At 38.5% G+C, this 20585-nt stretch carries 17 protein-coding genes; 10 read left to right on the top strand and 7 right to left on the bottom strand.

Annotated elements, in window-relative coordinates; translation table 11 throughout:
* Positions 1-21 precede the first annotated feature (21 nt).
* The 4 genes from polA to ACO1O5_RS10615 are packed head-to-tail and all read left to right on the top strand — an operon-like array spanning position 22 to position 5014.
* Positions 22-2838: a DNA polymerase I gene (gene polA, locus ACO1O5_RS10600; protein ID WP_486270007.1), complete on the top strand. Its 2817-nt coding sequence runs from the start codon at positions 22-24 to the stop codon at positions 2836-2838.
* Positions 2839-2858: 20 nt separating this feature from the next.
* Positions 2859-3632 carry a sterol desaturase family protein gene (locus ACO1O5_RS10605; RefSeq protein WP_486270009.1) on the top strand — a complete coding sequence of 258 codons (774 nt, stop codon included), beginning with the start codon at positions 2859-2861 and terminating at the stop codon, positions 3630-3632.
* Positions 3629-4306: a uracil-DNA glycosylase family protein gene (locus ACO1O5_RS10610; RefSeq protein WP_486270011.1), complete on the top strand. Its 678-nt coding sequence runs from the start codon at positions 3629-3631 to the stop codon at positions 4304-4306. The genes ACO1O5_RS10605 and ACO1O5_RS10610 overlap by 4 nt, the downstream gene beginning before the upstream one ends.
* 42 nt (positions 4307-4348) lie before the next feature.
* Positions 4349-5014: a DsbA family protein gene (locus tag ACO1O5_RS10615; protein WP_486270013.1), complete on the top strand. Its 666-nt coding sequence runs from the start codon at positions 4349-4351 to the stop codon at positions 5012-5014.
* Positions 5015-5019: 5 nt separating this feature from the next.
* Here the strand turns inward: ACO1O5_RS10615 and ACO1O5_RS10620 are convergent, their stop codons facing one another.
* The 7 genes from ACO1O5_RS10620 to ACO1O5_RS10650 form a co-directional block, all read right to left on the bottom strand.
* Entirely contained in the window at positions 5020-5334 is a 315-nt protein-coding gene (locus ACO1O5_RS10620; protein WP_486270015.1) for a ferritin family protein, read from the bottom strand.
* 381 nt (positions 5335-5715) lie between these two features.
* Entirely contained in the window at positions 5716-6648 is a 933-nt protein-coding gene (locus ACO1O5_RS10625) for a sugar phosphate isomerase/epimerase family protein (RefSeq protein WP_486270017.1), read from the bottom strand.
* A 17-nt stretch (positions 6649-6665) separates the two neighbouring features.
* Positions 6666-7637 (bottom strand): nitrilase family protein, encoded by a 972-nt coding sequence (locus tag ACO1O5_RS10630; protein ID WP_486270019.1) that lies wholly within the window; start codon positions 7635-7637, stop codon positions 6666-6668.
* A gap of 184 nt (positions 7638-7821) precedes the next feature.
* Positions 7822-11394, bottom strand: a complete 3573-nt coding sequence (locus tag ACO1O5_RS10635; protein WP_486270021.1) for an efflux RND transporter permease subunit — start codon at positions 11392-11394, stop codon at positions 7822-7824.
* Positions 11395-11434: 40 nt separating this feature from the next.
* Positions 11435-12643: an efflux RND transporter periplasmic adaptor subunit gene (locus ACO1O5_RS10640; protein WP_486270023.1), complete on the bottom strand. Its 1209-nt coding sequence runs from the start codon at positions 12641-12643 to the stop codon at positions 11435-11437.
* A gap of 36 nt (positions 12644-12679) precedes the next feature.
* Positions 12680-14092: a TolC family protein gene (locus tag ACO1O5_RS10645; protein ID WP_486270025.1), complete on the bottom strand. Its 1413-nt coding sequence runs from the start codon at positions 14090-14092 to the stop codon at positions 12680-12682.
* Complete coding sequence (locus ACO1O5_RS10650; RefSeq protein WP_486270027.1) at positions 14089-14751, bottom strand: TetR/AcrR family transcriptional regulator; 663 nt, start codon at positions 14749-14751, stop codon at positions 14089-14091. Before ACO1O5_RS10650 ends, ACO1O5_RS10645 begins: the two co-directional genes overlap by 4 nt.
* Positions 14752-14836: 85 nt before the next feature.
* Between ACO1O5_RS10650 and ACO1O5_RS10655 the strand changes: the two genes are divergently transcribed.
* The 6 genes from ACO1O5_RS10655 to ACO1O5_RS10680 form a co-directional block, all read left to right on the top strand.
* Positions 14837-15436, top strand: coding sequence for a DUF502 domain-containing protein (locus tag ACO1O5_RS10655; protein WP_486270029.1), 600 nt, complete (start codon positions 14837-14839; stop codon positions 15434-15436).
* A gap of 23 nt (positions 15437-15459) precedes the next feature.
* Positions 15460-16422 (top strand): zinc dependent phospholipase C family protein, encoded by a 963-nt coding sequence (locus ACO1O5_RS10660; RefSeq protein WP_486270030.1) that lies wholly within the window; start codon positions 15460-15462, stop codon positions 16420-16422.
* A gap of 212 nt (positions 16423-16634) precedes the next feature.
* Complete coding sequence (locus tag ACO1O5_RS10665; RefSeq protein WP_486270031.1) at positions 16635-17087, top strand: transposase; 453 nt, start codon at positions 16635-16637, stop codon at positions 17085-17087.
* Between the two features lie 220 nt (positions 17088-17307).
* Positions 17308-18411: a 3-phosphoserine/phosphohydroxythreonine transaminase gene (gene serC / locus ACO1O5_RS10670; protein WP_486270033.1), complete on the top strand. Its 1104-nt coding sequence runs from the start codon at positions 17308-17310 to the stop codon at positions 18409-18411.
* A 117-nt stretch (positions 18412-18528) separates the two neighbouring features.
* A complete protein-coding gene (locus ACO1O5_RS10675; RefSeq protein ID WP_486270035.1) occupies positions 18529-19749 on the top strand; it encodes a DUF1015 domain-containing protein in 1221 nt (406 codons plus the stop codon).
* Between the two features lie 75 nt (positions 19750-19824).
* A partial coding sequence (locus ACO1O5_RS10680) for a tetratricopeptide repeat protein (protein WP_486270037.1) occupies positions 19825-20585 on the top strand: 761 nt, incomplete at its 3' end.

The following is a 20585-nucleotide window of genomic DNA, read 5'->3' on the forward strand; positions in this document are numbered from 1 at the left end:
CCTTTGTTTTACATTTGCTATATGGAGAAAAAACTTTTTTTGCTTGATGCCATGGCGCTCATTTATCGTGCATACTATGCGCTTATTCGCAGCCCGATAATTACCACCAAGGGGAAAAATACGAATGCCCAGTTTGGATTTACGAATACACTATTTGATTTGTTAAGTAAAGAAAAACCAACGCATCTTGCCGTGGCCTTCGATACGTGGGCGCCCACCGAAAGGCACACCGATTTTGAGGCATACAAAGCTAACAGGCAGGACGCCCCTGAAGATTTATTAGCATCTATACCCGATATAAAAAAAATAATTGAAGGCTTTAATTTACCGGTTGTTGAATGCGACGGGTATGAGGCCGACGATATCATTGGCGCCTTAGCACAACAGGCTGAAAAGGAAGGCTACAAGGTCTTTATGGTAACGCCCGACAAAGACTTTGGCCAATTGGTTACCGAAAACATAAATATTTATAAGCCCGGTTACCAGGGAGGAAAGTTTGAAATAATGGGGCCGAAAGAAGTTTGTGAAAAATGGGGAATCAAAAGTGTAAGCCAGGTTATTGACATTCTTGCATTGATGGGCGACGCTGTTGATAACATACCAGGTATTGCCGGCGTCGGCGAAAAAACGGCTGCTAAATTGCTAGCCCAATATGGAACGGTTGAAAATGTAATTGCGGATGCAGATAATATTAAAGGTGCATTAGGCGAAAAAATAAGAGCCGGTAAAGACGCCGCTGTTATGAGTAAGAAGCTGGCAACGATTATAACAGAAGTTCCTTGCCAGTTTCATGAAGAAGACTTTAGTGTAAAAGCGTATAATACAGAAATATTAAAAGATCTTTTTGCGGAGTTTGAATTTAAAACGTTAGGCAAAAGAATTTTGGGCGATGAATACAATGTCTTTGTTGTAGAAAAGCAGGTGATACAAACTGATCTTTTTGGCAATGCCATGGACGTGCCATCACCAAAGCCCGAAGAAGAAAAAATTGTAAAAGAGGAAAAGGCGGGACTTGCCGCAGAAAAAAATATTAATAACACACTGCATGATTATTATTTGGTTGAAGGTGATGATGCACTTAATGATCTCGTAGATAAATTAAAAACTCAGAAGGAAATCTCATTTGATACGGAAACAACCAATATCGACGCAAACGAAGCGGAACTGGTAGGCCTGAGTTTTTCTTATAAAAAAGGCGAGGGGTATTATGTTCCCTGCCCTGATGATGCAGAAACAGTGATTCACATCTTGAATCATTTTAAAGATTTATTTAATGATGAATCGAAAATATGGGTTGGCCAGAATATTAAGTATGATATGCTGGTATTGAAATGGTATGGCTTTGAATTGAAAGGAAAGATTTTTGATACCATGCTGGCGCATTATGTAATTGAAAGCGAAGGCCGGCGCAATATGGATTTGCTCAGCGCCCAGTACCTCGGTTATCTTCCTGTGTCAATTTCAGAATTAATCGGGAAAAAAGGAAAGACGCAGGGAAACATGCGGGATGTGGATGTTGAAAAGGCTAAGGAATATGCGGCTGAAGATGCAGATATTACTTTGCAATTGAAGAATGTTTTTGTTCCGCATTTAAAAGAGAAACAGGTTGAAAAAGTTTTTTATGAAGTGGAAACACCGTTAGTAAAAGTACTGGCCGATATGGAACACGAGGGCGTAAAGGTGGATATGAATTTTTTAAATGTTTATTCAAAAGAACTGGAAACTGCCGCCGCTAAATGCGAGCAAAGTGTGTATGACCAGGCCGGAATTAAATTCAATCTCGCTTCGCCAAAACAATTGGGAGAAGTTTTATTTGAAAAGCTACAATTGAATAAAGGAAAAAAAACAAAAGGTGGGCAACATTCAACCGGAGAAGATGTATTGCTGAAACTTGCAAAAGATAATCCTATCGTTGAAGACATTTTAAATTTTCGTGAGCTTACTAAATTAAAATCAACTTATGTTGATGCATTACCATTGCTCGTAAATAAAAAAACGGGACGGGTACATACAAGCTATGGGCAGGCGATTGCGGTTACAGGAAGGCTGAGCAGTAACAACCCCAATCTCCAGAACATTCCCATAAGAACAGAGAGAGGCCGTGAAATACGTAAAGCTTTTATCCCGCGTGATAGTGATCACCTTGTAATTTCTGCAGATTATTCGCAAATTGAATTACGCATTGTTGCGGCCATTAGCGCTGACCCGGCTATGTGTGGCGCTTTCAAGGAAAAGAAAGATATTCATACCGCAACGGCGGCTAAAGTTTTTAATGTTGATGAAACTGACGTTACCAAAGAAATGCGGTACAAGGCCAAGAGTGTAAACTTTGGAATCATCTATGGACAGGGAGCTTTTGGCCTGGCAGAAAATCTTGGTATTTCGAGAACGGAAGCAAAAGAAATCATTGATAATTATAAGAAGCAATTTGCCAACATTCAAAAATATATGGATGAAACCATACAGTTTTGTAAATCTAACGGTTATGTAGAAACGCTGATGGGCCGTAAGCGCTGGCTGAAAGATATCAATTCTTCCAATTTTACTGTTCGCGGTTATGCCGAACGAAATGCTATTAATTCCCCGATTCAGGGCACGGCAGCCGACATGATTAAATTAGCCATGATAAAAATTCATGATGAGTTCAAAAAACACAAATTCAAATCGAAAATGATTATGCAGGTGCATGATGAATTGGTTTTTGATGCCCATAAAAGTGAGGTGGAAGTAATAAAACCTATTATTATTGAGTGTATGCAAAACGCTTTGTTGTTGCCTAACGGTGTTCCCGCAGACGCAGAAATAGGTGTTGGCGACAACTGGCTGGAAGCGCATTAAACTATATTAATTGTATGCATTTGACGCGTTATTTTTTTTATATTGAAAATATCGGCAGACGTTACTTCTTTGTTGCGGGTATCGCTTTTATAATATTTTATTTACTGGTCGGCAAAAAAATCCGGTATAAGAAAATTCAAAGCAGAGCGCCACGCATTAAGGACTATGCGAGGGAGATTGGCTATTCTATTATCACTATTTGCATTTTTGCACTGGTGACTTTTTTTATTCTCGGGGTGCCGGCCATCAGGTCGCACACTTTATTCTACACTAAGATCAGCCAACATGGATGGCTTTATTTTTTTCTTGTCTTTCCATTGATGCTGGTTATACACGACACCTATTTTTACTGGGCCCATCGGTTGATGCATCATAAGTTATTATTCCGGTCTTTTCACCTTGTGCATCATTATTCCACCAATCCGTCTCCATGGGCTGCTTATTCTTTTCACCCGTTGGAAGCTTTTGTGGAAGCGGGCATTCTCGCATTGTTCCTTTTTACTATGCCGATACATCCGTTGCACCTGGCCATATTCTTTTTGTTCATGATCGTCTATAACGTGTATGGCCATTTAGGTTATGAACTATATCCCAAAGGTTTCAATAAAAGCAAAATCGGGAAATGGATCAATACTTCCGTAAACCACAACCTGCATCACCAGTACTTCAAAGGAAATTATGGATTGTATTTTCTTTGGTGGGATCGGTGGATACACACCATCCGTAATGATTATGATGAAAAGTTTAATGCTGTAAAAAACGCCCCTGATCCCGGATTGAAAAAAGCCTCATGACCTTTTCGAATAAGATTCTTTCATTTTTTAAAAGCCTGGATTTAAACATGGCGGTGCCCGAGGGGGTTACGGTAATGAATCCATTTAAAGACAAGACGACATTTGATCTATGTAATAAATTTTACGGTAAATATTATAATGATAATAATCACCGTCATTTAATATTAGGAATCAATCCCGGAAGATTTGGCGGCGGTATTACCGGTATTCCTTTTACGGATCCTATAAGGTTGCAGAACATTTGTGGTATTGAGAATGATTTTCAAAAGAAACAGGAATTAAGTTCTGTATTTGTTTATGAAGTGATACGGGCTTTTGGCGGCTCTACAATGTTTTATGACCGTTTTTATATTTCGTCTATCTCCCCGTTAGGTTTTACGAAAGATAATAAAAATTTGAATTATTATGATGACCGGCAACTGGAAAACGACATAAAGGGATTTGTAATTACCTGCCTGCAGCAACAGCTGAAATTTGGAATCAGAACCAATACCGTTTTTTGTTTCGGTGAAGGGAAGAACGCAGCCTACCTTACCCGCCTCAATAGCGAAATGAATTTTTTTGACAAAATTGTCCCTCTCCCGCATCCAAGATTCATTATGCAATACAAGCTTAAAAAGAAAGATGAATATATTGATAAGTATCTTCGCGAATTGCGGTCGGCACGGCCATAGCCGTCAGACTGCAATTCACAATAAAAAAGCCACTGGTAGAAAATGAAACCAACATTAATATATTGCTACGACGCTTATTGCGGATGGTGTTATGGATTTAGTGAAGTGATTAAAAAAATATTTTCAGAATATAAGACGAAACTGGAATTCGAAGTGCTTTCGGGCGGAATGATATTACCAGAAGAACCTGTATCGATAGGTGCTACGGCGAAATATATTGAAGGCGCTTACAAACGGGTAGAAGAAATAACCGGCGCTAAATTTGGTGAAGATTATTTATGGCACATAAAGCATCCTGATCAAAGCGACTGGTTTCCCAATTCAGAAAAGCCTGCCATTGCTCTTTGTGTTCTCAAAGAATTCTTGCCCGAACAACAAGTGAGTTTTGCAGCAGACCTTCAATATGCTTTGCACTTTGAAGGCCGCGATTTAACCGATGATGAATCTTATCGTTTGCTTCTCGAAAAATATAATATTGATGCCGGGGACTTCTATGGAATGTTACATGAGGAAGAATATAAAGAGCAGGCCCATTATGAATTTGCCTTGTGCAAACAATTAAATGTGGACGGATTTCCCGCAGTTTTCATTCAAACAGGTGAAACAAAGTTTTACCATATCGCACAGGGATACACGCAGTTCGATAGCCTCAATGAAAGAATTCAAAACGTTTTGAAGGAAATGCAACTTGCGGAAAACAAAATATGAATAGTTTAATCAACTTTCTTTTCGGCCTTCTCAGCATTTTTTACGATGTCGCCCGATTTCCCCACTATATTGATGAGTACCGTTTTCCAGTCTTCTTTTTGCCTCAATAGAAATTCTAGGTCCATGCTGAAGTGTTTAAACTCTTCTTTTTGTGCATCGATCATTATCGCTTTTGCATCTTTGTCTTTTTCGACACTTATTCTTTGTTCATACCAGTTAATGGCATCGGCTTCCTCAATTAGCCCTGTTATCATTCTGGCAAATGTTCTTGTTTTAGCGGATAATTCACTGGCTGGTTCGTGATACTGTTCTGTAGGCATTGAAATAATTTAGTGTTAGATAAAAATTATTTGCCGTACTACAAATACGGAACCACTTTTATAAAAAAACGGGGGAGCAGATAAAGATTAAGAAGAATTCTAATCTAATTAAAAATCATTAAAGTTTAAGCTTTTTAATTCTTGGCTGAAGGTACATGATGATGTGGGCAGCAATGAGAAGTTCGCACACGATTTCTTTGACGATCATAGGTTGAGGATTTTGGATACTTAATTAACAATATAAACGGGATCAGGCTAAAAATATTATGCCTCAACCAAATTTTATTCATTACAATAGCTATTGCTACGCATCCAGTTAATAAAGATTCGTTCAGTTATTTAGTCACGGTAAATTATAGCGTGATAAACTTCAAACTGCAATTAGTAACCCCAATCTTGCAATGCTTTCAGATCTTCTGCAGCACATTCCAAAGGTGTCTTGCCCTGGTAGGATTCCTGTTCAATTATAAATTCTTTGGTACCCCCTGATTTCCTGGCAAGATCAAGAATCGCTTTCACGGGTAGAATGCCTTTGCCTAAAATAGTGCTGTCATAATTATCGTTCATCTCACCTTTGCCGGTTGATTTGATCTCATCTTTTATATGCATGCTTTTAAACCTGCCGGGATGTTTTTTTATAATATCCAGTGCTCTTCCGCCGGCTCCATACATGTTGCCAATGTCAATCTGCTGAATCACAAGATTTGGATCTGTTTTCTCTAATATGATATCATAGATCTGTTTGCCATTTAGAGAATATTTGAATTCGAAATCATGATTATGATAGCCAAATTTTAAACCCGATTTTTTGCACAGCTCGCCGCATTTGTTAAACACATCAAGGAAACTTACCAGGTCATCATAATTCTTCCGAAGGCTTTCATCGAGCCAGGGACTTATTACGTATTGTTGTCCAACGGTGGCAGCGTCTTCAACAGTTTGCTTCCATTTATCCGTAAAATCATTAGTTGTTTTATCCCAATCGGTATTGTCCATTACAGTATGGCCACTGGGCATTTTTAAACCAAGGTCGTCTAAGATCTTTTTAAAGTCCGTCGGCGAATAAGTATAAAATTTTCTATCGATATAATTAGCGTGCTCTACATTTTTGTATCCCATTGCCGCCAACTGCTTCAATGTGGCCAGTGGATCTTTTTTCATATCATCACGCACTGTATATAATTGAATACCGATTATGTGGTCGGTCGCCGGAGAGACAATAGATTTCATACCAAAAAAACTTTTTGGTAAAAGCATTGTTCCTGCAACAGACAACGAACCATTCATGAGAAATTTTCTTCTTGATACTTTCATAATTAGTGATTTAAAATTTACGAATCAATTATTGAACTGCTTTGGACATTTAACCAGGCAACTTTTTGTTCCGGGTTATTTGGTTTGCCAATGATGTCTTTGTATAACTCAGGCCGCCTTGCTTTTTTGTACCTGTAGCCTCCTGCATTTATTAATTTTTCTTTTTCTAAAGTTACAGTTACCACATCATCCCCCAGGTTCTTACATTCCGCTATTACATCTCCAAAAGGATCGACAATCATAGAACAACCATTTTTTAATTGATCATCATCCATACCAATGGCATTGGAAAATATAGCGTAGAGCCCATTGTCGTAAGCTCTTGCAGGCAACCATTTCATTAGCCACTCTCGTCCTTTCAAACCATTAAATTCACGCCGCAATGAGTCTGGATCATTGTTCTTATTTTTCCACAACGCAGGATCCACAAAGCCGGCGCCGGGCCTTGGTGACGGCGTACACATGGTAACATGTGGCATGAAGATGATATCGGCGCCAAGAAGGTTAGTGGCTCTTACATTTTCAATTATGTTATTGTCGTAACAAATAAGTATTCCACATGTCCATCCGTGTAATTCAAATATCGTGTAGGTATTACCGGGAGTAATAGCAGGATGGATGAACGGATGTAACTTTCTATGTTTCGCAATCAGGCCGTTTTTATCAACACACACATATGCCTTGAAAATCTTTTCGTCTGTATCTTTTTCAAAAAGGCCCGCTAAAACAGCAATGTTATATTTGGCGGCTATTTCGGTAAGCCTTGTAATACTATCACCGCCGGGAATATATTCTGCAAGTTCCAGCATTTGTTCATTTGAAAGACGCCTTGCAAACGTGTAGCCGGTTATAGAACATTCATGAAAAGCAACTGCAACGGCTCCATCCCGGGCGGCTTTTTCGCAAAGACTTTCTATTTTATTTAAATTAAAATTCTTATCTCCGCTCTTATGCTCAAACTGTGCTGTGGCAATTTTGATTCTATCCATTATTTATTATTAATATCCCTTGTCGTTTGATGCCGGTAGTCATTTCCCAAAAGTACGTGAAACGTTCTTGTGGGCGTGCTACTTCAAAAATTTCTGCCTGCTTTAAGTACCTGTATTTTTAACAATAAAAAAACCTGCAGGAATTTTTCTCCTGCAGGTGAACACAATTTTAATTTTACTTATTTTAGAACCAGCTACCGGTCCATCTTTCATCGTATTTATTTCCCATCTTTCTTTTTCTTCTTGCTGCCTCACCGCGGTGAATAAACATGGTAACCAGCATCAATGGCATAAATATAAAGGTCAGGGGAGGAATACCTAACATTGAAATCCATTTGCCACCATATTGCCTGCGCATTGGTCGCCTTAATCTTTCAGCAATGATATACATGCTTGGTACCATTATCAACGTCATAAAAAATGCGAAAGCCAACCCAAAAATAATAGTCCATGAAAGCGGCTTCCAGAATTGAGCACTATCTCCGCCGAAAAATATATGAGGATTCAGGTTAGCAAACAACGTAACAAAATTTATATTGAACCCGATTGCTAACGGTATTAAGGCAAGGATAGCAGCCAGTGCCGTAAGCATAACCGGAATAATTCTTGTTTTTCCCGCTTTAATTACGGCCTCTCTCGTCTTCATTCCTCTTGCCCGTAATTCATCGGCAAATTCAATTACCAGGATTCCATTCTTCACAACAATTCCCGCAAGGCCAACGATTCCCAAACCAGTCATTACAACGGATACCTGCATGCCTGTGATGGCAAAGCCGAGCAGCACGCCAATAACACTAAACACAATTTCAGTTAAAATAATTACCGACTTACTTACGGAATTGAATTGGACCACTAAAATGAAAAGTATAATCATCAGTGCCATTACCAGGGCTTTTCCAAGGAAAGCTGCCGTCTCTGCCTGTTGTGCACCTTCACCCGTTTGTGTGATGGTAACACCTGGTTGCAATTTTGGGAAGTTATCAATTGCTGTTTTTATTTGAGCATTCACTTCCGTTGGTGTATACTTGTCAAGCACGTTCGAAAATAAAGTGATGACACGTTTTACATTTTTCCTTTTTATGCTTCCGTAAGTACTTGTATAATCAACATCCACTAAAGTGCTTATCGGAATTTGTTTAATAGCTCCACCAGCGGCGATATCGCGAAACACAATTTTTGTATTTAATAATTCTGAAAGACTTTGCCGTTGCACTTCGCTGTTGCGCAACTGTATTTTATATTCATCTTCACCATCTTTTATTTTAGAAACTTCCCGTCCAAATAATGCAGTGCGTAACTGCTGACCTATTTGTGCGGTTGAAACACCAGCTGTCATCGCTCTCTCACGGTTAACCGTAAGTGTAATTTCCGGGTTGGTAAGATCGACGTCCATTTTCAATTCTTCCACGCCGGGTATTTGCAGGCTGTCCAGATAAGATTTTAAAGCTTTAGCCGTTGATGTAAGTTTATTAAAATCTTCACTCTGTACTTCAATATTTATTGGCGGATCTGTTGGAGGCCCTGATGCTTCCTGCGCCACGGCAATTTGCGCCCCGGGTATTCCCTTCAAGGCATTTCTTATTGAATCAAGATACGGCGCTGTTGATTTATTATCCCGCTTTGCATATTCAACAAATGAAACCTGCACCCTGCCGAGATTGGGCTGTGTACTATTGTCGCCGCTACTTGGGTCTGATGCGCCCACTGCGACATTTGAAATTATACTTTCAACAACGGGATTGGGCTTGCCATTCGGTTCAAGAACATGAGTTACCCGCTTCTCCAGCACTTTGGTAACGGAATCGGTGTAATTGACACTGGTACCCACGGGTAGTTTTAAATAGACATAAATAAAATTTGGATCTCCTTTCGGAAAGAAAACAACCGGAACTTTTCTTAGGTTAAAAAGTACTACTGAGAATATCAACAACCCAAATGTTCCCAATAGTAGCCATACGGGTTTCCAACCGCTGAGCGCCCATTTTAAAAGTGTTTCATAACGGTGCATGATGGCAGGCAATGCTTTGTTTTGAAACTTATGAATTAAGTCATCAAAAACATAGGTGTTTATTACAACCAATATAGATAATAAAATAAGAATATTGCCCAGGAATGGTACACCCAAAAGATCGAAAATAATCCCGGCAGACATCGTTAACCAAAACGCCGGTCGTTTAAATACGCCAGATTTTCTTTTGGTTCCAATATCATCCGGGTGGTTCATAAAATCAACTGCAAAAACGGGATTCATAATGAACGCCACAATCAACGAAGCAGTTAATGTAAATATGAGCATCGTCGGCAGGTAGATCATAAACTTACCAATAATTCCCGGCCAGAAAAGTAAGGGGAAGAAAGGAGCAAGCGTTGTAAGTGTTCCCGATAGCACCGGCACGAAAACCTCTCCGGCAGCCATTTTTGCCGATTCCATGGAGGACAGCTTCCCTTTATTTTCAACAAAAATTCTATGGGTGTTTTCTATAACAACGATAGCGTCATCCACAATAATTCCAAGACCGAATAATAAGGCGAAAAGCACCATGAAGTTTAACGTAACATCGGAACCTGTGATCAAACTTGCTACCGGCAAAAATAAAAATGCAACGAACATGCTCAATGGAACGGACAAGGCCACAAAGAATGCATTGGTTACACCCATGAAAAACATAAGTATAAGCAATACGAGAATAAAACCGATAACAATTGAATTTACCAGGTCGTTGAATGAAGTACGGGTAGAAATACTTCTGTCGCCGGTGATGACTACATCAAGGTTACTTGGGAAAATATTTCCTTTCATCTCCTCAACTGTTTTTTTCACCAAATCCGAAGTTTCAATAAGGTTTTCGCCGGAACGTTTCACAATGCTGAGGGTAACCACATTTTTGCCATTTAAACGGGCATAGCTTTCGCTGTTTTTAACTGTATCTTTTATATCGGCAATATCTTTTAAGTAAATAGGAGCACCACCTGTGTTCCTGATAATTATTTTTTGAATATCGAATACATTTTTAAACTGGCCTTTCACCTGCAAGGTTCTTTTCATTGTTCCAACATCGAGTAATCCCCCCGAGATGTCAGCATTTTCCTGCTTTACTGCATTGGCAATGTCATCAAAAGTTACATTGGCGCTTTGCATTTTGTAATTGTCTACATTAATTTGGAATTCCCTTTCAGGTGCGCCAACTATATCAACACGTGTAAGCTGCGATATTTCTTCCAGTTTATCTTTCGCATCATCAGCAATTTTCTTGAGAGCAATCATGTTGTAATCACCGCTGATGTTTACAAACATAATGGGCTGTTCGCTAAAATCTATCTCCTGCACTTTGGGCTCTTCCGTAAGGTCTGTAGGTAAATCTATTTTTGATTTATCCACGGCATCTTTTGTTTTTTGCAGCGCTACCTCCTTGGCAACACTTGTTTCAAACTCAACGGTGATAGCAGAAAAGTCTTGCAATGACGTGCTGGTGATCTTATTTATTTTAGCGCCGGTAATACCTTTTAACTGTTTTTCAATGGGCCTGGTAACAAGATTTTCAACATCCCTCGGTGAATTACCTACATAGGTTGTTTGAACGAAGATGGTGGGTATAACAATATCTGGAAACTGTTCTTTGGGCAACGTTGCAAACTGGTAGATACCAATCAGCGATACAAAAATGATCACCAGGTAAATGGAAGTTTTGTTTTTTATCGACCAACTCGTTGGCTTAAATTCCTTAAATTTTTCCGTTAAATTTTCCATTACACTCATAAAATTTACTTTGATATTTTTATCAGATGGTATTCAGTGATTATGCGGCCTTAGTGGTTATCAATTGTCCGTCGTAAATAGCCTGGTAACCTTCGGTTATCAACTGATCGCCGGCTTGTAAGCCTTGTTTAATTTCAACCTGATCTCCGTATGTCTGCCCGATTACAACCTTACGTTTCCGGGCAATTAGTTTATCTCCTTCCTTTGCAGCTACCAGCACAAACTTTCCCTCTTCATCGTTTTGCAAAGTGTTTACATTTATCACCGGTGTGTTAGGAGCTGAATAATCCAGAATCTTCACAAGGGCAATTTGGTTAGGCCTTAAAAGCATGCCTGCAGGCACTTTTGCCTCTGCGGCAAACCCTCTTGTGGTGGTGCCTATTGACTGACTAATAAATGAAATAGTTGTATTGAACGATTTGTTTACATCGGGAACTTCAACTTCCACAGGAGTTCCTTTTGTTATCCTCGTTGCATAATTTTCCGGCACGGTGGTAGTTATTTTGAGATCACTTTTGTTTACAATCCTTATATAACCGCCTTGCTGTGGATTGCCGTTAAATGTTTCGCCGACGTGTGCAGTTATATCATCAACTGTTCCGTTTACGTCGCTATAAACGTTGCCCTGGTTGGCTAAAGCTTGTGCACTAGCTACCTGTGCCTGGAGAGTTTTCAACTGGTTCTCCAGGGATTCTACATTAGTTTTATCCTGCAGCAATTGCACTTCAGTTCCGATGTGTTGATCCCAAAGGTTTTTTTGTCTTTCATAAATTGATTTGGCAAGATCAAGTTGGGCCTTTACACTTCCCGTTTGCTGGCGGGCTGCGTTTACATTTTCAACCGCAACCGAATTATCTAATTTTAAAACCAATTGACCCTTATGTATTTGGTCACCCTGTTTTACAAATATGGCTTTTATTTGTCCACCCTGGTTCGATGGAGTGATGTAAGAAATACTCCTGGAGTCAACAACACCCTGCAGGTCCAGGTAATGTTTAAAGTCCTGCAATGTAACTGGAGTTATAGCAACTAATTTTGCATCTTCTTTTTTTGCAGCACTTGTATCGAGTTTGGCAATATCTTTTTCCAGGGATGCAATCTTATCATCAAGATCAGCCTTATCTTTTTTAAGTTTTTCCAATGAAGCTTTTTTGTCATTAAGGCTGTCATCTTTTTTACTGGTATCACCGCATGATGAAGCAACGGCTATAAAGATGATCATCAAACTTAGTCTTGTTATTTTTTGCATGGTATTTAAATTAATTAGATCGTTGAGTTGTAGTTTTTAAAGTTTTCCGGCGGCCTGTAAGAAATCAATTTTTGCAATTATTGCATCGTACAGTGAACTGTAATAATTATTTTGAGCCGTTATTAAGTCCGTTTGCGCAGTATTAATTTCCTGGTTGCTGCCAAGGCCCTGGTCGTATTTTAATTTTGTTGTGTTGTATACATTTTGAGCCAGCTCGGTATTTTTCTTTTGGCTGTCCATTGTTATTAAAGCTGATTTCATATTAATTCTCGATTGAGTAACATCGTTGTCGATGGCTGATTTTAACTGGTCGAGACTGTTGTTGTATTTTAAAAGCGAAAGTTTTGCTTCAGCAATTCTTGCATTGTTCGCTCCGCCCTCAAAAATGGGAACGTTCAACCGAAGTGCAACAAACGAAGAAGTGAAATAGGGCCCTTTGAAAAAATCAAATTGTTGTCTTTGCGCACTTTTGCTATAATTAGCAGACAAAGTCAAAGTAGGCAATTTACTTAGCTTATATCTTCTTACGTTGTATTCACCCAGTTTTATTGTTGACTCAAGCTGTTGGTATTCTTTCCTGTTTTCATAATTATATGCTTCATCAAGAATGCCGGCTTTTAGTTCCTCGTCAGACAGGGTATCGGTGAGGACCAGGCTGTCTTTTTGTGGCATATTCATCAGGAACTTTAAACCCGCAAGGCCGGCGTCTATTTGATTTTGAGCTTTTAATTTTTGGGTATTTAAATTATTCAGTTGCACCTGTACTTTGTCTACGTCAAGTTTTTCAGCAAACCCATTTTTGTAAATCTCTTTAGTATCGTGGAGCAATTTTTCATAATTGTCAATATTTGCCGTTATCGTCCCGATTTGTCTTTGCCCCACCACTAGTTGATAATAAATTTTATAGACATTGGCTTTTATTTGTTCTTTGGTTACATCAGCGGCCAGTTCAGCATTATGGATCGTTTCTTTTCTTGCCTGGAGTCCTACAAAAACCTGCCCGTCGAATAAAATCTGTTTTAGATCGATGCCACCACTCAGTGCATATTTTGCTCCAAAGGCGGCGTTGATCAATCCATAATCTGCCGGGGCGGTAATAGGATTGCCATTTCCATCTTTCACATTATTGGCTATTAATACACCATAGGTGCCCTGGGCTATAAAGTTTGGAAAAGTTTGAACGGCCACATTTGGATTGTAGTTTAAACTCCCGGTTCCGGTAATTGATGGCAGGGCGGCGGCGGTAACCTCCTTATTTACCTGCTTTTGCAATTCAATATCGATTAAAGCGTTTTTTACCTGCACAGCATTTTTCAATGCATAATCCACAGCCTGTTTTGCGCTGAACGCATTTATAGTTGGGGCTTCGGTTTGTTGGGAATGAGCATTAAGGCCTGCACCGCAAAGCAAAAAGCTAATAATTATTTCAAAAATTATTTTCATTTTCATTGTACTGTAGTTTTGTTCAATCTTTCTTTTTGATATTTTAATATTAACTTATATCCTTTGAGGCTGGCTATTCCAAATAAGAAAAACTCAATTAGTTGCTGATGAAGGAATACCATCGAAAATTTATTTTTAGGAAATAGTTGCTCGTCGAAAGGCAGCATCATGGTCTCCAGGCGAATTTTAGCCAGCACATCAATATTAATTTCCGGCCGGTATAACTCTTCCTCTATTCCTCTTACCATATTTTCCTTCACCAGGTCAAACAGAAACTTGTATTTATAGTCTTTGAATTTTTTATAGGTAAGTGGATAATTCCTTTCGATATCATGCAGTATCGATGGGTTCATGTTATCGAAAATTACCTGCAACATATCCAGCGCCATGAAAATTTCATGTATGGCATTTTGGGACTTTGCTTTGTAATCCTGGCAGCATTCTTTATTGAACTGAAGCATGTCCGCAATTACATCATCTACCAGTTCATTTTTATCAGAAAACGAGTGGTAGATTGTTTTTTTTGACACGCCAAGCTGGTTGGCTATTTCGTCCATTGTAACTGATTTTATTCCGTACCTGCGGAATAATTCATCTGCTTTTTGTTTTATTCTTTCTTTAACCTCCATGGGGCGCAAAACTATGGAAACTATTTTAGTTGCCAAAGTTTCCTATATTATTTTTTTATTAAGGTTGAAATTTTCAGGATGAGCGGCACAAAACTTACCTTTAATTTTAATTTTTTATTCTATGCCTAAATCAGTACGTTACCAGAGATTCATCCAATATTTCTTACAGGGATTACTTATTCTGGGCCCGGTTTCAATCACTATATATTTTATCTACGAAATTTTCGATAAGATCGATAATATCCTGAGGCCCGTGATAAATATCCCGGGTATTGGGTTTATAATAATTATCGGTTTTATCATCACAACAGGGTACTTGAGTTCCTTTTTTGTAATGAGCAGGATACTGTCTGTAATGGATAAGTTCCTGGAAAGAACACCAGGCATCAAACTTTTTTATTCTTTTATCCGCGATTTTTTCGAAGCGTTTGCGGGAAATAAAAAAAAATTCACTAAAAGTGTACTGGCTAATGTTGATGACACAGATGTGTGGCGTGTAGGCTTTATTACGCAGGATGATATGAGTAGCTTTGGCATGGAAAATTATGTAGCTGTGTATTTACCTATGGCTTATTCAGTGGCCGGAAATGTTTATATTATTCCGAAAGAAAGAGTGAGACCTATTACCAACATCAGCGCTACTCAATCCATGAAGTTTGCGGTGAGCGGCGGCGTAACTGAAACCGGAACAGAAACTGCTGGAGATGAATTGATGAATTAAATCGTTCATTAAAATTGTTAGCGTTGAAAAAATTTCTTTTTATTATATGCCTCATAACTGTTTCCCCAAAAAGTTATTGCTGGGGATTTTATGCACATAAAAAGATAAACTATCTCGCCGTTTTTTTATTGCCTCCGCAAATGATGATTTTGTATAAGCCCAATATTGAATTTTTAACGGAGCATGCCGTTGATCCGGATAAGCGGAGGTATGCCATAGCAGCTGAAGGTTCAAGACATTATATTGACATTGATCATTACGGAACATATCCATATCCTGACCTGCCGCATAGTTACAAAGATGCAGTTGCTAAATTTACTGAAGACACTGTTATAGCAAATGGTATTGTGCCCTGGCATGTTCAGATAATGCTAACAAGATTAACTAAAGCATTTAGAGAAAAAAATTTTTCGTCGATAATGAAAAACAGTGCTGAGATCGGGCATTATATTGCAGATGCACATGTTCCATTGCACGCCAGCAGCAATCATAATGGACAACTGACCAACCAGCTGGGGATTCATGCGTTTTGGGAAAGCAGGATTCCGGAATTATTGGCCGATAAACAATTTGATTTTTTTATTGGCAATGCGGAATATATAAAGAGTCCGGGAGCTTTTATCTGGGACAGGGTATTGGAAAGCGGCAGAGAAGCCGATTCCGTATTGTTGATTGAAAAGGAATTATCTGCAGCGTTTCCGCCGGATAAAAAATATTCTTTTGAAAATAGAAATAATGTGCTTGTCAGGCAATACTCTTCTGATTATACAAAAGCCTATAATAAAAAACTTAATGGAATGGTGGAGCATAGGATGAGGCAAGCCATTTTCGCAATAGCATCATTTTGGTATACTGCATGGGTAAATGCTGGCCAGCCCGATCTTTCGGGACTGGTAACACAAAATTTCTCGCAAACCGACCTTAAAGATTTTGAGGACCTTAATGGAAAGTGGCAAAGTGGAAAAATTAAAGGGATAGAAGAGTAGAATCAATGTCTAAAACAGTACAGAATAGGCAAGAGAAAAAATTTATTTACGCCGATTCACATTCCTTTTGCGCCAGGCCGCTGGAACGATATTAGGTTCGGGAATCATTTATAAATAAATTCTAACTAATTTTCTAATTTGTCAAACCTTAGTAGAAAATACATTATCTCAAGTCTTCAACCTTATTAGCTTATTCTTTATATCTAATGAAAATGAAAATAGAATATCATAATTTATACACCCATTTTATTGTTACCACCTTGCATCGACTGCCTGTTATCTTAGAAAAAAACAGGATCCGGATAGAAAAATACATCACTGGCATAGTGAATAATAATGATTCACATTTATATGCCATTTATGCTAATCCGGAGCATGTCCATTTTCCGGCATCGCGTTCCGCAAAAATGTCAGAAGAGAATTTGGCATCTATTATTGCCGAAAGCTCACAGCGCTTTATAAATGAAAATAAATTATGTGAAAATCTGTTTGCCTGGCAAGAAACTGCTTCGGCATTTTCTGTTTCAAAATCTGATGTCGATAAAGTTTGTAAATACATTCTCAACCAACCTGAACACCATCGCAAAATAACTTTTGCCGAAGAGTACGAATCGTTTATTAAACATTATCAAAAAACCTTGCAGCCTTTTCAAAAGCCTCATTAAAATAAGGTAATAAGGTAGCGATAGTTATGGATATACTTTTCTACTAAGGTTTGAAGAAATATAGTTAGCCCATGCAAAAATGCAACAGATCAATTTAAAAGTAAATTTGAATTTTCTCTTTCAAAGTTTTCCAGCCCCTCAAAATATTATTTAGCCCATATCTCATACCTGAGGCCTTTTCCCGTATACTTTCCTAAATTTGCAGCCTAATTTTTTATCAATGACAACAGATATGGAAGATGTTATAACGGAAAGAAAGTTAATTCACAATTTTAATGGAGGGCCTTCAGTGCTTCCAAAAACTGTTTTTGAACAAGCGTCAAAAGCCGTATTGAATTATAATAATACCGGATTGTCTATTCTCGAAATGGGGCACCGTACCAAAGCGTTCCAGGCTATAATGGATGAAGCAAGATCATTGGTAAAAGAACTAATGGGACTGGATGACGATCATGAAGTTTTATTTTTACATGGTGGCGCTTCCACGCAATTTATGCAGGTGCCGATGAACCTGCTTAATGACAATGAAACCGCTGCTTATGCTGATACCGGCGTATGGAGCACTAAAGCGCTGAAAGAAGCCAGACTTTATGGAAAGGTGGAAGTTGTTTGCAGTTCAAAAGACGCTAATTATAATTATATCCCTAAAAATTTCAGTGTTCCTGCTAACGCAAAATATTTCCATCTTACCACCAACAATACAATTTATGGAACGCAATGGCAAAGCATTCCTAATGGGAGTGTGCCACTGGTTGCAGATATGTGCAGTGATATTTTTAGCCGGCAAAGAGATTTTAATTCATTTGCATTGATCTACGCAGGAGCGCAAAAGAATATGGGGCCTGCCGGCGTAAATCTCGTAGTAGTAAACAAAAATATTCTCGGCAAGGTAGATCGTGCATTGCCAACAATAATGGATTATCGTAACCATATAAAAGAGGGAAGCATGCTCAATACGCCTCCGGTATTTGCAGTATATGTTTCTTTGCTTACACTTCAATGGCTAAAACAACAGGGAGGCATAGACGCAATTGAAAAAATTAATAATCAAAAAGCTGAAATGCTTTATAATGCAATTGACAGCAGCGCTCTTTTTAAAGCCACTGCCGCAAGGGAAGACCGGAGTAAGATGAATGTATGCTTTGTGATGAAGGATGCCTCTCTTGAAAAACAGTTTCTTGATTTTGCTGAACAAAGAGGAATCTATGGCGTGAAAGGGCATAGATCTGTTGGCGGTTTCAGGGCATCGTTGTATAATGCACTGCCGATAACCAGCGTGGCATACCTTATTGATGTTATGAGCGAGTTTGAAAAGGATCATTAAATCTCTCTTATCACTATATAAAATCTAAAAATAATTACCCGTAATCTAAAATCATCTTCGATTGTATATATTTGCCGGCTTTCCGTGTACGATGAACACCCGTTATAATTAATACCAATGATTTCAATCTCTCCCTTTAAAGCACTTCGGCCAGAGGCACAATTTGCTAAACAGGTTGCCTCACAACCTTACGATGTTTTAAGCAGTAAAGAAGCAAAAATTGAAGCAGAAGGAAATCCGTTTTCATATTTACATATTACTAAAAGCGAAATTGATCTTCCTGCAAATGTGGATGTACACAGTGCGGCAGTCTACACGAAAGCAAAAGAAAATCTTGATGCCTTTATAAGCCGGCCGGTTCTTTTCAGCGAAAGCAAACCTTGTTATTATATATACCAGCTTGTAATGAATAACCAAAGCCAGACTGGCCTTGTCTGCTGCAGTTCGGTGAATGACTATGAACACGGCCTTATTAAAAAACATGAATTTACAAGGCCCGAAAAAGAAGCTGACCGTATCGCACATATAAAAACAACCGGGGCGCAAACCGGTAACGTATTTCTTGCTTTCAGGGACGTTGATGAGTTAACTGATATTATTGACAAATGGAAAGCCGAAAAAAGTCCTGTTTATGATTTTATATCTGCCGATGCTGTCCAGCACAGCGTTTGGGTTATCAGCGATGAAGGTATTATAAACACTATCACAAAAATTTTTAAAACAAAAGTTCCCTGCACATACATTGCAGACGGGCATCACCGTGCAGCATCTGCGGCAAAGGTTAGATATCAAATGGCAGATTCTGAAGAGGCCACTTATTTTCTTACTACTTTATTTCCTGCCAGTCAATTGAAGATAATGGATTACAATAGGGTGGTAAAAGACCTTAATGGTTTATCAAATGAAGAATTTTTCGATAGGATTAATAAAAGCTTTACAGTAGAAAAGGAGAAAGAAGCGTACGCGCCAACACACCCTCATAATTTTGGAATGTACATTGATGGCAAATGGTATAAACTCACGGCCTTAGACGGTACATTTTCTACTGACCCTATTGGAATATTGGACGTTACTATTTTGCAGAATAATTTACTGGAACCTGTTCTTGGAATAAAAGACCAGCGTACTGATAAAAGAATTGACTTTGTTGGAGGCATAAGAGGGCTTAAAGAACTGGAAAAAAGAGTAAATAGTAAAGAGATGAAAGTTGCTTTCAGCCTCTATCCGGTAACTATTCAGCAATTGTTCGATATTGCTGACAGCGGGAATGTAATGCCTCCGAAAAGCACCTGGTTTGAGCCTAAGTTGAGAGACGGTTTATTTACACACTTAATTTGATATCACTTTATTCTACTGCCAATCATTATTTCTTTTATAACAGTTTACTCATAAAACTATTTTTATCTTTATTGAATGAAAAAAATTCTGCTGTCGTGCTGTTTTTTCCTCGTATGTGTTTTTGCTTTTGCCCAATCTGACGATGTAGAGAAGCTTCATGAAAACGCAAAAGCGTTTATGCGACAGGGTGATTATGCCAATGCTTCTTTAATTTTAACCAGGGCATTATCACAGTCGCCCAATAATATAGAAATTGCCAAAGACCTTGCTTACGATTATTATCTGCAGAAGGAAAACCAAAAGGCACTGGAAACGATAAAGCCATTACTGGAAAAAGATAATGCTGATGACCAAACCTACCAGATTGGCGGTACTATTTACCGGGCTTTGGGCCAGGATAAAGAAGCTGAAAAGTTATACAAAAAAGCTATTAAAGATTATCCGCACAGCGGCCAGTTATACAATGATTATGGGGAGATGCTCTGGCGCAAACAGGACTATGGTGCTATAAAACAATGGGAAAAAGGCATACAGGAAGATCCGTCATACGGAGGCAATTATTATAATGCGTGTAAATATTATTTTCTTACCACCGATAAAATATGGAACATTATTTATGGAGAGATATTTATAAATATTGAATCGTTCACGCCGCGAACCGCTGAGATAAAAAATATTTTATTGGATGGATATAAAAAGCTTTTTGCCGATCCTGATTTACTCGCAAATACCAAAGACAAAAATAAATTTGAGATTGCATTTTTAACAACAATGAATAAACAAAACAGGGTTGTGATAAATGGATTGAATGCAGAAACACTCACAATGATTAGAAC

The sequence above is a fragment of the Ginsengibacter sp. genome, assembly GCF_057362405.1.

What these genes read in the sequence shown, in the direction of transcription:
- ACO1O5_RS10655 (WP_486270029.1), top strand. Translation starts at nt 14,837, where the DNA reads ATGCCTAAATCAGTACGTTACCAGAGATTCATCCAATATTTCTTACAG.
- ACO1O5_RS10635 (WP_486270021.1), bottom strand. Translation starts at nt 11,394, where the DNA reads ATGAGTGTAATGGAAAATTTAACGGAAAAATTTAAGGAATTTAAGCCA.
- ACO1O5_RS10645 (WP_486270025.1), bottom strand. Translation starts at nt 14,092, where the DNA reads ATGAAAATGAAAATAATTTTTGAAATAATTATTAGCTTTTTGCTTTGC.
- serC (WP_486270033.1), top strand. Translation starts at nt 17,308, where the DNA reads ATGACAACAGATATGGAAGATGTTATAACGGAAAGAAAGTTAATTCAC.
- ACO1O5_RS10610 (WP_486270011.1), top strand. Translation starts at nt 3,629, where the DNA reads ATGACCTTTTCGAATAAGATTCTTTCATTTTTTAAAAGCCTGGATTTA.
- ACO1O5_RS10665 (WP_486270031.1), top strand. Translation starts at nt 16,635, where the DNA reads ATGAAAATAGAATATCATAATTTATACACCCATTTTATTGTTACCACC.
- ACO1O5_RS10620 (WP_486270015.1), bottom strand. Translation starts at nt 5,334, where the DNA reads ATGCCTACAGAACAGTATCACGAACCAGCCAGTGAATTATCCGCTAAA.
- ACO1O5_RS10630 (WP_486270019.1), bottom strand. Translation starts at nt 7,637, where the DNA reads ATGGATAGAATCAAAATTGCCACAGCACAGTTTGAGCATAAGAGCGGA.
- ACO1O5_RS10625 (WP_486270017.1), bottom strand. Translation starts at nt 6,648, where the DNA reads ATGAAAGTATCAAGAAGAAAATTTCTCATGAATGGTTCGTTGTCTGTT.
- ACO1O5_RS10615 (WP_486270013.1), top strand. Translation starts at nt 4,349, where the DNA reads ATGAAACCAACATTAATATATTGCTACGACGCTTATTGCGGATGGTGT.
- ACO1O5_RS10675 (WP_486270035.1), top strand. Translation starts at nt 18,529, where the DNA reads ATGATTTCAATCTCTCCCTTTAAAGCACTTCGGCCAGAGGCACAATTT.
- polA (WP_486270007.1), top strand. Translation starts at nt 22, where the DNA reads ATGGAGAAAAAACTTTTTTTGCTTGATGCCATGGCGCTCATTTATCGT.
- ACO1O5_RS10640 (WP_486270023.1), bottom strand. Translation starts at nt 12,643, where the DNA reads ATGCAAAAAATAACAAGACTAAGTTTGATGATCATCTTTATAGCCGTT.